Annotated in this window: 9 protein-coding genes; 2 read left to right on the top strand and 7 right to left on the bottom strand. The window is 68.9% G+C overall.

The features are described from left to right. Positions 1-2: 2 nt before the first annotated feature. Together ACVCMB_RS08490 and ACVCMB_RS08495 are read right to left on the bottom strand one after the other, a co-directional pair. Positions 3-1,709 carry a hypothetical protein gene (locus tag ACVCMB_RS08490; protein ID WP_395120068.1) on the bottom strand — a complete coding sequence of 569 codons (1,707 nt, stop codon included), beginning with the start codon at positions 1,707-1,709 and terminating at the stop codon, positions 3-5. A gap of 133 nt (positions 1,710-1,842) precedes the next feature. After that, entirely contained in the window at positions 1,843-3,960 is a 2,118-nt protein-coding gene (locus ACVCMB_RS08495; RefSeq protein WP_447106650.1) for a RelA/SpoT family protein, read from the bottom strand. A gap of 111 nt (positions 3,961-4,071) precedes the next feature. On the opposite strand from ACVCMB_RS08495, the gene ACVCMB_RS08500 reads away from it, so the two are divergent. Beyond that, positions 4,072-4,542 carry a hypothetical protein gene (locus ACVCMB_RS08500; protein ID WP_395120070.1) on the top strand — a complete coding sequence of 157 codons (471 nt, stop codon included), beginning with the start codon at positions 4,072-4,074 and terminating at the stop codon, positions 4,540-4,542. A 9-nt stretch (positions 4,543-4,551) separates the two neighbouring features. Here ACVCMB_RS08500 and hrpA read toward each other — a convergent pair whose 3' ends face one another. After that, positions 4,552-8,691, bottom strand: a complete 4,140-nt coding sequence (hrpA, locus tag ACVCMB_RS08505) for an ATP-dependent RNA helicase HrpA (protein ID WP_447106651.1) — start codon at positions 8,689-8,691, stop codon at positions 4,552-4,554. A gap of 138 nt (positions 8,692-8,829) precedes the next feature. Here hrpA and ACVCMB_RS08510 point away from each other — a divergent pair, with 138 nt between their 5' ends. Then, entirely contained in the window at positions 8,830-9,297 is a 468-nt protein-coding gene (locus ACVCMB_RS08510; RefSeq protein ID WP_395120072.1) for a Dps family protein, read from the top strand. 187 nt (positions 9,298-9,484) lie between these two features. On the opposite strand, the gene ACVCMB_RS08515 is transcribed toward ACVCMB_RS08510, so the two are convergent. The 4 genes from ACVCMB_RS08515 to ACVCMB_RS08530 form a co-directional block, all read right to left on the bottom strand. After that, the gene (locus ACVCMB_RS08515; protein WP_447106652.1) at positions 9,485-10,978 is read right to left on the bottom strand and encodes a hypothetical protein; all 1,494 of its coding nucleotides are present in this window, start codon (positions 10,976-10,978) and stop codon (positions 9,485-9,487) included. Further along, positions 10,975-11,871, bottom strand: a complete 897-nt coding sequence (locus ACVCMB_RS08520; protein ID WP_447106653.1) for an ABC transporter ATP-binding protein — start codon at positions 11,869-11,871, stop codon at positions 10,975-10,977. The genes ACVCMB_RS08515 and ACVCMB_RS08520 overlap by 4 nt, the downstream gene beginning before the upstream one ends. Beyond that, a complete protein-coding gene (locus tag ACVCMB_RS08525; protein WP_447106654.1) occupies positions 11,868-12,257 on the bottom strand; it encodes a GntR family transcriptional regulator in 390 nt (129 codons plus the stop codon). Before ACVCMB_RS08525 ends, ACVCMB_RS08520 begins: the two co-directional genes overlap by 4 nt. 136 nt (positions 12,258-12,393) lie before the next feature. Further along, positions 12,394-13,407 (bottom strand): IS30 family transposase, encoded by a 1,014-nt coding sequence (locus ACVCMB_RS08530; RefSeq protein WP_447105661.1) that lies wholly within the window; start codon positions 13,405-13,407, stop codon positions 12,394-12,396. Positions 13,408-13,683 lie beyond the last annotated feature (276 nt).

The following is a 13,683-nucleotide window of genomic DNA, read 5'->3' on the forward strand; positions in this document are numbered from 1 at the left end:
CCTCACGGATTGCCTTGCAGTCGCGCGGCAAGCTCGGTCACGCGCGGATGGTTGGGCGCCAGCTTGCGCGCGCGCGCGAGCGACTGGCCGGCGCCGATGCGGTCGCCGCCATCGAGCTGCTGCTGGGCCCGATCGACCCAGGCGCTGGCCAGCTGGTTGCTCAGCCCCAGCTGTGCCGGATCGCCCGGCGCCAATTCGCCCAGGTTGGCCAGCATGTCGCCGGCCTGCTTCAGCTGGCCGGCCGCGAGGGCCTGCTTGAACAACTGTTCGACCCGGCCCGGCAAGGCCTGCAGGCCCTGCCGCGCAAGCACGTCGTTGCCGTCGATCGCCAGCGCGCTGCGGTACAGGTCGTACGCGCTGTCGCCGGGCGGCATCATGATGTTGCCGCTGGCGGTGGCCTGCTGCGCGCGCTGCACCAGTTGGGCCACGGCTGCGCTTTGCTGCGGCGACAACGCGGCGGCGACTACCGGGGCCTCGTCGGCCGCGTGCACCGTCTCGGCGGGTTCGTCCGCGGGTGGCTTGCTCGCCGGCGGCTTGCTCTGCAGCCGCGCGCGGGCGGCGGCCAGATCGGCCGACTTCGGCGCCAGCGCATTCGCCTGGCCGAGCAGTTTGGCCGCCTGCGCGCGATCGCCGTCATCCATCGCCGCATTCGCCTGCACGGTCAGCGCCTGCGCCACGTCGCCCAGCCCGGCCTTGGCCTCCTCGCTGTCCGGATCAAGCGCCAACGCAGCCCTGAAGTGCGCCAGCGCGGTGTCGTCGCCGGAGCCGGCGATGCGGCCGTCGCGCAAGGCCTCACGGCCCTGGGCAATGGCATCCTTTACCGCGCCATCCTGTTGCTGGCGCCGTTGCGCCTGCAGCGCGCGCAGCGCCGGCAGCGAGCCGTTGTTCGGCCGCAGCGCGGCGATCTGCAGCACCAGCGGATCGGCCTTGGCCAGGTCGCCCGCCTCCAGCGCGTCGTGTGCCTGCACCGCCAGCGCGTTGGCGACCTGGTCCAGCCCGTGCGCGGCCACTGCGTTGTCCGGGTCGGTGCGCAACACGCGCTGGTAGAGCGCGCCGGCGCCGTCGGCACCATCCAGCTTGCCCTGCGCCAATGCCTGCTTGGCCTGGTCGACCAGGTCGCCGGTGTGCATCTGGCCCGCCTGCGCCTGGCGGATGAGCATGTCGAGGCGATCCACGTCGCGCCCGCCCCCGAGCAGTTCGCGGGCGACCGTGGCGCGCTGGGTGGCCTCATCCAGCCGGCCTGCCTGCAGCGCTGCATCGGCTTGCGACAACTCGGCCTGGCCAACCTGGCGCAGGCCGTCGCGGGCGCGATCGTTGTCCGGCTCGCTGGCCGCCACCTGCTGGAACAGTTCGCGCGCGCTGGTGCCGTCCTCGCCATCCAGGTGGCCCGCGTCCAGCGCCTGCTGCGCCTGCGCCAGCACGCTGTTGAGGTCGGTGCGCGGCAGCATGCCGCGCAGCCGGTTCTGGCTGAGCCAGAGCGCCGCGCCGAGCGCGACGACCAGCAGGATCAAGATCGGCAGCAGCCAGCCGCGACGCCCGCGCGATGCCGCGGTGCGAATCCCGCGGGCACGACGCCTTTCCACGGTGACCCGCGGCAGGCCATCGGCAGCGGACGCGCGCGGCTTGCCCTCCACCTGATCGAGGTCGCCCAGGGTGGGCTCGCTGCGGTTCGGTGGCCGGGCATCATGCGGGTTGCGGCGGCTGCTCATGATTCATGGCACTGGCGATAAGCGGTCGCAGCTTAACATCGCGCGACCGGACGGCCCGGCCTGCGCGATACCGGCGTTCAGCGTCCAGCGCTGCTGGCGAGGGCGGCGCGGCGCCCGGCGCCCCGGCGCCGCGCTAGGCGCTGATGCGGCGCACTTCGGTGACGTTGGGCAGCGCCAGCAGCTTGCCCAGCAGGGTGGACAGCTGTTCGAAATCGCGCACGCGCAGGGTGTAGCGCATCTCCACTTCGCCGGTCTGCGGACGCGAGCGGCTGGACGAGGCGATGATGTGGGTGCCGGCGTTGCTGATGAGGTTGGTGACGTCTTTCTGCAGCTCCTTGCGGTCGTAGCCGCGCAGTTCGATGTCCACCTCGTAAGCCTGGCTGGCGACGTGGCCCCAGCTCACCTCGATCACCCGGTCCGGGTCGCGCCGCGCGAGCCGCGCCAGGCTGCCGCAATCGGCACGATGCACTGAAACGCCGCGGCCCTTGGTGATGTAGCCGCGTACCGCGTCGCCCGGCAGCGGCTGGCAGCAGCGCGCCAGCGTGGTAAGCAGGTTGCCGACGCCTTCGATGCTCAGCGCGCCCTGGTCCAGCGTGGCCGGCCGCGCCGGCGGCGGTGCCGGCGCGGGCGGCGGCGGTTGCACGGACTCCTGCAGCACGCGGGCGATCTGGCCGGGCGTGACCTCACCCAGTGCCAGCGCGATCAGCAGCTCGTCCTGCGTCTGCAGGTGGAATTGGGCGGGCAGCTTGCCGATGTCGGCGGCGGGCAGCGCCAGGCGCTTCAGTTCGCGCTCGAGCATGGCGCGTCCGACGCCGAGGTTGGCGTCGTGCGCGATGCGGCGGAACCACGCGCGCACCTTGTCCTTCGCCCGCGCGGTGTTGAGGTAGCCATGGTGCGGCGAGAGCCAGTCGCGGCTGGGTTCGGCGACCTTGGTGGTGAGGATCTCCACGCGGTCGCCGCTCTGCGGCTGGAAGGTCAGCGGCACGATGCGGCCGTTGACCTTGGCGCCGCGGCAGCGGTGGCCGACCTCGGTGTGCACCAGGTAGGCGAAATCCAGCACGGTGGCGCCACGTGCCAGGTCGAACACCTCGCCCTTGGGAGTGAGCAGGTAGACGCGGTCTTCCAGCAGCTCGGTCTGCAGCTCGGCGGCGAGGTTGCTGTCGTCGCCGCTGCGCGGCTCCAGCAGCTTGCGCATCCAGGCGATCTTGGCCTCGAACTCGGCGTCGCTGCCGCCACCCTCCTTGTAGCGCCAGTGCGCGGCCACGCCCAGTTCGTTGGCGCGATGCATCTCGTGGGTGCGGATCTGCACCTCCAGCGTCTTGCCCTGCGGCCCGACCACCGCGGTGTGCAGCGACTGGTAACCGTTGGGCTTGGGTCGCGCGATGTAGTCGTCGAACTCGTTCCGCAGGTGCGGCCACAGCGCGTGCACCACGCCCAGCGCGGCGTAGCAGTCGGTGACGCTGTCGACCAGCACGCGCACCGCGCGGATGTCGTAGAGGTCGGAAAAATCCAGCGACTTGCGCTGCATCTTTTTCCAGATCGAGTAGATGTGCTTGGGCCGCCCCGCCAGGTCGGCCTGCAGGCCGGCGGCGTCCAGCGCCTGTTTCAGCTCGTCCAGCGACTGGCGGATGAATGCCTCGCGATCGACGCGGCGCTCGTCGAGCAGCTTGGCGATGCGGCGATAGGTGTCCGGCTGCAGGTGGCGGAACGCCAGGTCCTCCAGCTCCCATTTCAGTTGCCAGATGCCGAGCCGGTTGGCCAGCGGGGCATGGATGTCGCGGCTCAACCGCGCCAGCGCGGCAGCCTGCTCCGGCGGCAGCCATGCCGCGGCGCGCATCCGCGCAAGCTGGCGCGCCAGCAGCACGAACACCACGCGCAGGTCGCGCACGATCGCCAGCAACAGCCGGCGCAGGCCTTCGGTCGCCCCGCCGGGTGCGCGCTGCGCGTGCAAGGTCCACACCTGTTCGGCCGCCTGCTGGCCGGCGACCAGGCGCTGCACGTCCGCCGGCAGGCCCGGGCCGCGCGCAGCCCACAACGCCGGATCGACGCGCGCCAGCTCGAACCACAACGCCGCCGCCTGGGTCGACGCGTCACAACCGAGCATGCCGAGCAGGTCGAGGGTGTCGCCGCACTCGGCCTGGTCGACCGGATGCTCGCCGCAGGCCTCCAGCGCATCGGCCAGATCGGGTGACAGCGTGTCGGCGCGCTTGCGCCATGCGGCGAGGCTGCCTGAATGAGTGCGCGGGGCCATGATGGCGGCCATTGTAGTGGCATGGTCGCGGCGGGCGGCCTGCGGCGCTTGGCCTCGGGCCGCTTGGCGGGCAGAATCGGGATTCGCCATTCCGGCTTCGAGGAAATCCCCATGTCCTTCCGCGCACGCTGTCTCCCGCTGTTGCTGGCCCTCCCGTGCTGCGCCGTGTACGCGCAGCAGACGTCCGGCGACCTGCAGCAACGCATGAGTCCTTCCGAGTTCAAGGCCGCTGGCCTGGACAAACTCTCGCCGCAGGAACTGCAGAATCTCGACGCCTGGCTGCGCACGCACGCCAAGACCACCACCAAGATGGTCAGTGCCAGCGGCAAGCCGGTGTTCTACGCGAGCGATGCCAAGCGCGAGAAGATCGAGACCCGCATCAAGGGCCACTTCGACGGCTGGAGCGGCAACAACGAGTACACCCTGGACAACGGACAGGTCTGGCGGCAGATCGGCTCGGACAATGTGTCGTGCATGACTGCCGACAATCCCTCGACCAAGGTCAAACCCTCGATGATGGGCAACTGGCTGATGTACGTGTCCGGCTGCAACGGCAGCGTGCACGTGGAACGCGTGCGCTGATCCGGCCGCTCACGCGAGCGCGGCCAGCGCCTTCGCCAGCCGCTTGGCCGACACCGGCTCGGCGGTCTTCAGCTCCTGCGCGAACAGCGACACGCGCCATTCCTCGATCAGCCAGCGCAACTCGGCCAGTTCGGCCGGGTCGCCGCCGGCGGCGCGGTGTTGCAGGTACGCGCGCCAGTACGGCAGCACCTGCAGCATGCGTTGCTGGTCCTTCGCCGGGTCCTGGCGCAAGCGTTCGCCACGCAGGCGCATCGCCTTGAGGTAGCGCGGATAATGCGCCAGCCGTGAAGGCGGCAGCTCGCGCAGGAAACCGGGCACGAGCAGCGCGTCGAATTGTTCACGCAGGTCGTCGTAGCTGGCGCGGGCGAAGCCGAGCAGCGGCGGCTCGAGCCAGGGCTTTGCCTCGGCCTGCGCCTCGATGATCGGCTCGGCCAGCTTGAGCCGCTCGACGCCGGCACCGAACAGTTCGCGCGAACACTGCGTGCGCAGCGCCTCGAACGCGCCGGCGGTACGCACGTCCAGTGCGTGGCGTTCCAGCAGATCGGTGAAGCCGCCTTCGAGCAGGTCTTCGCGCAGGCCGTCGACGCCGCCGAGCGGCGCGTATTTCAACGCCAGCGCGTTGCCGATCGGCAATCGCCGGCGCGCCTGCTTCGCCTCGCTGGCCAGTGCGTTGCGCAGCAGCCGCACCACGCCGGCGGCATGCGCCGCGCGCGCTTCGTCGCTGCGCTCGAATACGCGCAGCGCCACCGTCTCGCCCAGGTCGACCAGGGCCGGAAACGCGGTGAGGCCGGCGTCCGAACGCACCTGCGCAGGGATCGCCTCGAAATCCCAGCTGGCCACGTCTTCGCGAGTCAGCTCGATATCGGTCTTGCGCGAGAACGCCTCACGCGCCTGGCCTTCCCACTGCCCACGCAGCGCAGCCAGGTCGCGGCCACTGGCCAGCGTCTTGCCGCGTTCGTCATGCAGGCGGTAGCGCATCAGGAAATGCGGCGGCAATTCGATGCCGGCGAACTCGCCGGCGCCGATGTCGACGCCGGTGGCGCGTTTCAGGAAGGCGGCCAGCGCCTTGACCAGCGACTCGTCGCGGGGCGATTCCGCCTCGGTGAAGGCGCGCGCGAAATCCGGCGCCGGCACGAAGTTGCGGCGCAACGCCTTGGGCAGGCCGCGGATCAGTTCGGCCACCTTGTCCGCCAGCAGGCCCGGCACCAGCCACTCGCAGCGCGCCGCGGGCAGCGCATTCAACATTGCCAGCGGCAGTTGCAGGGTCACGCCATCGGCCTCGTCACCCGGAACGAAGCGGTATTCCAGTTTGTATCTCTGCGGCACCTCGATGGCGGCGGGAAACGCCTTCGCATCCAGCGCGGCACCAGCGCCCATCACGTCATCCAGCGACCAGCGCAGCGCGGCCTGTTCGGCCGGTCGGGCCTTGCGATACCACGCGTCGAGCGCACGCGAGCTGGCGATCTCTTCGGGCAGCTTGCCCTCGAAGAACGCGACCAGTTCGTCCTCGTGACGGATCAATCCTTCGCGGCGCTGCCTTGCCTCGATGCCCAGCGCCTCTTCCAGCACGCGCTGGTTCGCGCGCACGAAATCCGCGGCCGCTCCTGCGCGTCCTGCGCCCGCGGCACTTGACCGTCCATGATCGGCGCCGTCGATGTCGCCGCGCACCAGCGCCTCGCGCAGGAAGATCGCGTGCGCCAGCGCGGGGTCCTGCTGCTGGAAGGTGACCGGCCGCTTCTCCACCAGCACCAGGCCGAACAGGCTGACCTGTTCGTACGCCACCACGCAGCCGCGCTTCCTCGACCAGTGCGCGTCGCGGCAACTGGTGCGCAGCAGGTGCGCCGCCTGCTGCTCGATCCACAACGGCTCCACCCGCGCATTCGCCATGCCCCACACGCGGCCGCCCACGTCGAGGATCTGCGCGGAGAAGATCCAGTTCGGTGGTGCCTTCGACAGGGCCGAGCCGGGAAACACCTGGAACTTGCGCTCGCGCGTGCTCTGGTAAATGCCCTTCTCGTCCTTGCGGCCGACCTGGGTGGGCAGGCCGGCCAACAGGCTGCGATGGACCGCCTCAAAGAGGCGATCCATCGCAGCTTGCTGATCAATAACTCGCTCTTCGCGTTCGCCGCCTCTCCCCTCCGGGGAGAGGATTGCGACCGCAGGAAGTCCCCTTTTCGGGAAGGTGAGGGGCGGGTGCTCGCGCGAAGCCTCCCTGCCTTTGCTTTTCTTTCCGAGCTTTGATGCACCAGCCTGTGAAGTCTTCCGCGACCCCGCTCCCTCACCCCAACCCTCTCCCCGCAGGGGAGAGGGAGCAAGGCGCCAGCCCAGCTCTTCAACGACCAGCAGCAACTGCCGATGCAGCTCGCGCCATTCGCGCATGCGCATGAAGCTGAGGAAGTGCCGCGAGCACCAGTCGCGCAGCTTCGACTGGGTCAGTTCCTCGTGGGCGTCGTGATAGGCCCGCCACAGGTTCAGCACGCCGATGAAGTCGGACTTCGGGTCGGCGAACACGGCGTGCGCGGCGTCGGCCTGTTGGCGTGCGTCGCCGGGACGCTCGCGCGGATCCTGGATGCTGAGGAAGGCGACGATGACGAGCAGCTCACGCAACGCATGCAGTTTCTCGCCCTCGACCAGCATGCGCGCCAGCTGCACGTCGATCGGCAGCCGCGGCAGCGTGCGGCCGATCGCGGTGAGCCTGCGCGCCTCGTCGATCGCGGAAATTTCGGTGAGCCGGCGGAAGCCGTCGGCGATCACGCGCGGGTCGGGCGCTTCCAGGAACGGGAACTCATCGACCTCGCCCATCTGCAGCGCCAGCATGCGCAGGATCACGTTGGCCAGCGACGATCGCAGCAGCTCCGGATCGGTGAACGCGGCGCGGCCGGCGAAATCGGCTTCGTCGTAGAGGCGATAGCAGACGCCAGGTCCGACGCGGCCGCAGCGGCCCTTGCGCTGGTCGGCGGCGGCCTGCGAGATCGGTTCGACATGCAGCCGCTCGAGCTGGCTGCGCTGGCTGTAGCGCTTGACCCGCGCGGTGCCGGTGTCGATCACGTAGCGGATGCGCGGCACCGTGAGCGAGGTCTCGGCGACGTTGGTGGCCAGCACCACGCGACGCTTGATGCCGGGCTTGAACACGCGGTCCTGGTCGCCGGCGGAAAGCCGCGCGTACAGCGGCATGATCTCGGTCTCGCGGTATTGCCGGCGCGACAGCAGCTGGTGCGCGTCGCGGATCTCGCGCTCGCCGGGCAGGAACACCAGCACGTCGCCGCGCGGATCGTCGCGGGTGATCTCGTCGAGCACGGCGGCGATGTGTTCGGCGCTGCCCTGCTGCATGCCCTTGCCTGCGGCTTCCACCGGCCGCCAGCGCAACTCCACCGGGTACGCCCGTCCTTCCACCTCGACCACCGGCGCGCCGCCGAAGTGTTCGGCGAACCTTGCGGTGTCGATGGTCGCCGAGGTGACGATGATCTTCAGCTCCGGCCGCTTCAGCGTCAGACGCTTGAGGTAGCCGAGCAGGAAGTCGATGTTGAGGCTGCGCTCGTGCGCCTCGTCGATGATGATGGTGTCGTAGGCACTCAGCCACGGATCGCCCTGGGTCTCGGCGAGCAGGATGCCGTCGGTCATGAACTTGATCAGGCTGCGCTCGGACACCTGGTCGTTGAATCGCACCTGGAAACCCACGACCTCGCCCAGCGGCGTGCCCAGCTCCTCCGCCACGCGGCGCGCCACCGAGCGCGCGGCCAGCCGACGCGGCTGGGTGCAGCCGATCATGCCCGCTTCGCCGCGGCCGGCGGCCAGGCACAGCTTCGGCAGCTGGGTGGTCTTGCCCGAACCGGTCTCGCCGGCGATCACCACCACCTGGTGTTCGCGGATCAGCTTGACGATGTCCTCGCCGCGCGCGCTGATCGGCAGCGACTCGTCCAGCCGGATTTCGGGCTTGGCCGCGGCACGGTCGCGGCGTCTGGCCGCGGAACGCTCGATATCGGCGGCCAGCGCCCCCACCTTCTTTTCGTCGGGTCGGCGCGACAGCGTGCGCCAACGTCCCAGCAGGCGACCGAAGTCGCGACTGCACACCGCATCCAACTGCCGGCGCAAGGTGCGCAAGCCTGGATCGGCAGCGGGATCGGATGCGGGCGCGCGGTGGTCGTTCATCGAACTGCGCATGATAGCCGGTGGCACGCCTCGACCCGATAGTCGGCGACTATCGCCAGCATCCGAAGGATTCATTTCCCGCGCGAGCGCCGAGCCATTACCGTTGATTCATTGCATCCACCCCCAAAGGAGCACGCCATGGCCATTTCCATCGGTATCGCCAAGAAGGATCGCGAAGCGGTCGCCAAACACCTGTCCAAGCTGCTGGCCGACACCTACTCGCTGTACCTGAAGACGCACAGCTTCCACTGGAACGTCACCGGCCCGCAGTTCAACAGCCTGCACCTGATGTTCGAGACCCAGTACAACGCGCTGTGGCTAGCCGCCGACGAGGTTGCCGAGCGCATCCGCACACTGGACGTGTTCGCGCCCGGTTCCTACAGCCAGTTCGCCAAGCTCAGCTCGATCAAGGACGAGCCCGGCGTGCCGGACTGGCAGGAAATGGTCGGCCAGCTGGTCGAAGGCCACGAGATCGTCGCCGCCACCGCCCGCGACGCCCTCAAGACCGCCAACGCCGCCGGCGACGACGGCACCGCCGACATGGTCACCGGCCGCCTCAAGGAACACGAGAAGACCGCCTGGATGCTGCGCTCGCTGCTGCGTTGACGCCCGCGCGGCATGAACGAAGAAGGCCCGTCGATGACGGGCCTTCTTCGTTGGTGACGACGCCGCAACTCCCACCCCGGATCCACACCTGCCCCCGGCTGCGCGGGGACGCTGCGGTCAGTCAACCCGGCAGGCCGCCGATGGTCGGCGTCACCTTGCGGGAACGGGCGTTCGTCATGGTCATGCTTCACCCGTGCGGCAGGAACGGATGCGGCTGGCACCAGAATGCGCGCCAGCCGCGACGGCCGATGGCCAGCAGGATCGCCAGCAGCGCGATCCACAGCGCGAGGAAGATCGGCGAGAGGGCGAGCCGCTGCGCCAGCAGGTTGTCGCCGAACCGGAACAGCGCCGCGCCGGTGGTGGTCAACATCAGCACGATGGCGGCAATGATGAGTAGGCTTTGCCAGCCACGATGCCACGCCGTGCCACCCAACGCGGCCACGGACAGCGCAAAGGTGGCCAGCATGCCACCGCCCTGGGCGAGCAGCAGCAAGGCGGCATTGCCGCCGGGGAGATGCGCCCACAGCGCCACGCCCAGCATGCCCGCGAGCAGCGCCGCCTGCGCCAGCAGCGTTGGCACCACGCTGGCCTTGAGCAGGGCACGCTTGGCGTGCGCGGCATCGCCGAGACCCGGCAGCAGTGCCAGTACCGCCAACTCGGCGTTGTCGCGGCTCCAGCGGGCGCGCAGGGCGTCGGCGCTCACCGGCCCCAGCACGGCACCGAACAGGCTGAGGGCAAAGGCGATGACCGGTGTGCTGGCGAACATGGAGAGCACGACGGTATACGCGATGGCGTGGGGCTGATCGTTCGACACGTGGCGCAGCGTCGCCAGCAGCGCGAAGGCGAACAGCACATTGAGCAACACCAGGCCGGCCTGGCGCAGACGACTGGCCACCGTCTGCGGCACGCCCCATCCTCCCAGCGCCACGCGCAGGCCACGCACCAGATAATCAGGCCCGACGCGGCGCAGATCGACGCCCGGCTGCATCCGGGAGCTGCGCCGACGCAGCAGTTCGGTTTCCAGCTTCGCGCCGTTGCGGCCCTGCGCGGAAAGCGCGCGCCAACGCAACGCCAGTGGTTTGAGCCAGCGCGAAGCTTCGTCGTCGCAGCGCGCGGCCCGACGCCAGCACAGCGCGATCGTGGTCCACAGCACCGCGGCCACCGGTGCGACCCAATGCAGAAAGCCCACGGGATCGCTGACCGGCATGGGCAGCCATGCACCCAGGTGGTCGTCGAGCAGGGGCGCCAGGCAGGCCCAGACGCCAAGCCAGGGCGGCAAGGTGGCATAGCCCATGCCGACGCTCGCACCCAGCGCAAGTTCGGCCAGCGCCACCACCCCGCTGCCACCCAGCATCGCCACCACGGCGGCGGGCAAGGCGATGGTGAGCGCGGCATACAACACGGTGCTGATGGCCGCTGCGCGTTCCAGCGCCGGCAGGCGCAGCCGGCGTGCCTCGTTCGCCAGCACCAGCGCGCGCGGCACCACGGCGGCCCAGAACAGGCAATCGATGACGGCCAGGCCATGCGCCAGACCGGGCCCGGCCCCGGCCGAGCGCCGAAGCAGGACGTAGCCAGCAATGGCCAGGCAGAGGATGACCAGCAAGGTCCTCGCGATGATGCGCCGCATGCGCTGCGACCATGCCATCCACGGCAGCATCAGCAATTGCAGGAACGACGTCACTCCGCGATCTCCACGAACAGATCCTCCAACCCCAGCGCATCGACGCGCGCGCCGGGCAGGTTCGCCGCTTCCGGCCAACGGTCCCGGGCATCGCGCGCCACCACCAGGCTGAAGCTGCCGTCGTCGTGGCGGCGCCGGCTGAGCGAGGGGATCGGTGCGGCGACGTTTGCCGCGGCCGGCAGCCACAGGCGGGCGTAGCGTTCCTTGGCCTCGTCCACGCCACAACGCAGCAGCAACCTGCCCTCGTGCAGGAACGCGATCTCGGAGGCCACGCGCTCCAGGTCGGACACGATGTGGGTGGAGAACAGCACCGTAGTGCCGTTCTCGCCGGCGCGCATCGCCACCTCGCGCAACAGTTCGCGGCGGGCCACCGGATCGAGCGCCGCGGCCGGCTCGTCCAGCACCAGCAACTCGGGCTGCGAGGCCAGCGCGCGGATCAGGTCGACGCGCTGGCGCTCGCCGGGCGACAGCTTGGCCAGCAGCTTGTTCGGCTGGATCTTCCAGCGCTCCAGTGTGGTGCGCACGAAGGCGGCGTCCCAGCACGGATAGAAGCGCCCCAGGTAGTCCAACATCTGCTGCGCGGTGAGCCAGGCCAGCGCCTCGGGTTGCTGCGGTACGTAGGCAAGCCGTGCCTTGGCGTGGTCGGACAGCTTCAACGCCGGCTCGCCGAACACGAATGCGACGCCGGAGAGCGGTTCGAGCAAACCGAGCATGGCGCGGATCAGGGTGGACTTGCCCGCGCCGTTGCGCCCGATCAGGCCCAGCACCGAGCCTGGTTCCAGCGCCAGGTCGACGCCGCACAACACGTTGCTGCCCTCGTAGCAGTGGGTCAGCCCGCGCGCCTCCAGCGGTGCGACATCGACGGGATCCGCTTCGTGAAGCATGGCGTTCATTCTCGACTCCTCATCAAGCGGCCGAGCCGGTTCAACACCGCCTCGGTCGGCAATTCAAGTTCACTCGCGTGCCGGGCCAGCGCCACCAGCTGCGGTTCCAGCAGCGCGAGGCGCTGGCTCTCCGACTGTCCCGCGCGACGCGTCGCCGCGACCACCATGCCCTTGCCGCGCAGCCGCTCCAGCAGGCCCTCGCTCTCGGCCAGGCCGTAGGCCCGCGACACTGTCATCGGATTGATCGCATGGAACCCCGCCACCTCGCGCACCGAAGGCAGCAGCTCGCCGGCCACCAGTTGCCCGCCGGCGATCAGACGGCGCAACTGCTCGACGATCTGCCGGTAGATCGGCTCGGGCGCGGCGGGTTGCACAGTCAGCAGCGAGGCATCCATGCGTATCATTACACCAATACACATGATCACCTGTCAACCGCGACATGACTCAAGACGTACAAACACTTCAGCAGGGTCGATGCAGAACCCCGCCTTCAGCAGAGAAGGGCGGTTTCAAGGTCCACGTGCAACATGATCAGTGAATCGTTCCTGCTTCTGCCTCAGCCAGTCTGAGGTGGTCGTTGTAAACCTCCAGCGGGGTGCGGAATTGATGGCGCTTTCGCGGCCGCGTGTTGAGGCTCAGGGCGATCTGGTCCAGCTCGGCCTGGCTGTAGACGGACAGGTCCGTGCCCTTGGGCAGGTACTGCCGCAACAGACCGTTGGTGTTTTCGTTGCTGCCGCGCTGCCACGGGCTGTGCGGGTCGGCGAAGTACACCTGCACGCCGGTGCGCAAGGTCAGTGCCGCGTGATAACTCATCTCCTTGCCCTGGTCGTACGTCAGCGTCTTGCGCAGCGCTTCGGGGATGCCCTTCAAGGCCTTGCCGAAGCTCTCCAGCGCGTCGGCCGCGCTGGCGCTGCTCATCTTGGCCAGCACCACGAAGCCGCTGGTGCGCTCGACCAGCGTGCCCACCGAGGAACGGTTGCCTGCGCCCTTGATGAGATCGCCCTCCCAGTGACCCGGGATCAGGCGATCGGCAACCTCTGGCGGGCGGACGTGGATGCTCTGCATGTCCGGGATCTGGCCGCGCCGGTCGGTGCCGCGCGTGCGTGGCTTGCGTGTGCTGCGGCCTTGCCGCAAGCATCCGATCAGTTCCTTGCGCAGTTCGCCGCGAGGCACCAGGTACACCGCGGTGTAGATCGTTTCGTGGGACACCCGGTAGCTCGCTGTATCAGGAAACCCTCGCGCCAGTATCCCGGCGATCTGCTCCGGCGACCAGCGCGCCCGCAGCAGCGCTTGTACCGTCTCCCACAGGGCGGGGTCACCCAGTTTCCGTGGTACCCGTGGCTTGGCCCGGCACTGCTCGCGGTGATGTTGTGCCGCCTGCGCCTGGTAGCTATCCGGGGAAGCGCTCGCTCGACGGCACTCGCGACTGATCGTGCTTGGTGCGCGCCCCAGCGATCTTCCCATGGCTCGCAAGCTGTCGCCCGACGCCAGGCGCTGCTGGATCTCCACTCGCTCGTTCAGGGTCAATTCGTTGTACGTTCTCATCGCAACAGCCTATGTCAGATGCGGCATGGTGTTGCACGTGGAGTTTGAGTCGGCCAAGCAAAGAACCAAACGACACCAAATATTCAGGTCACCGCGAAGATCACCAAAGCTACCACCAGGTTGTTTATAAGATGGCAACAGGTCGTGGCATAAAAAGCCGTTAACGTAGATTCCTTGGCCCATCTCAAGAATGTATACGAAAGAAATGATCCACCGATTACGCCAGCGACAATGGTGACTGTTAGACCGGAACTTATATGTAGTCCGACAAAAGCC

It is taken from the genome of Rhodanobacter sp. UC4443_H10 (assembly GCF_052978325.1).

Excerpts from the sequence above, each read along its gene's own strand:
- ACVCMB_RS08530 (WP_447105661.1), bottom strand. The coding sequence starts at position 13,407 with ATGAGAACGTACAACGAATTGACCCTGAACGAGCGAGTGGAGATCCAG.
- ACVCMB_RS08500 (WP_395120070.1), top strand. The coding sequence starts at position 4,072 with ATGTCCTTCCGCGCACGCTGTCTCCCGCTGTTGCTGGCCCTCCCGTGC.
- ACVCMB_RS08520 (WP_447106653.1), bottom strand. The coding sequence starts at position 11,871 with ATGAACGCCATGCTTCACGAAGCGGATCCCGTCGATGTCGCACCGCTG.
- ACVCMB_RS08495 (WP_447106650.1), bottom strand. The coding sequence starts at position 3,960 with ATGGCCCCGCGCACTCATTCAGGCAGCCTCGCCGCATGGCGCAAGCGC.
- ACVCMB_RS08490 (WP_395120068.1), bottom strand. The coding sequence starts at position 1,709 with ATGAGCAGCCGCCGCAACCCGCATGATGCCCGGCCACCGAACCGCAGC.
- ACVCMB_RS08510 (WP_395120072.1), top strand. The coding sequence starts at position 8,830 with ATGGCCATTTCCATCGGTATCGCCAAGAAGGATCGCGAAGCGGTCGCC.
- hrpA (WP_447106651.1), bottom strand. The coding sequence starts at position 8,691 with ATGAACGACCACCGCGCGCCCGCATCCGATCCCGCTGCCGATCCAGGC.
- ACVCMB_RS08525 (WP_447106654.1), bottom strand. The coding sequence starts at position 12,257 with ATGGATGCCTCGCTGCTGACTGTGCAACCCGCCGCGCCCGAGCCGATC.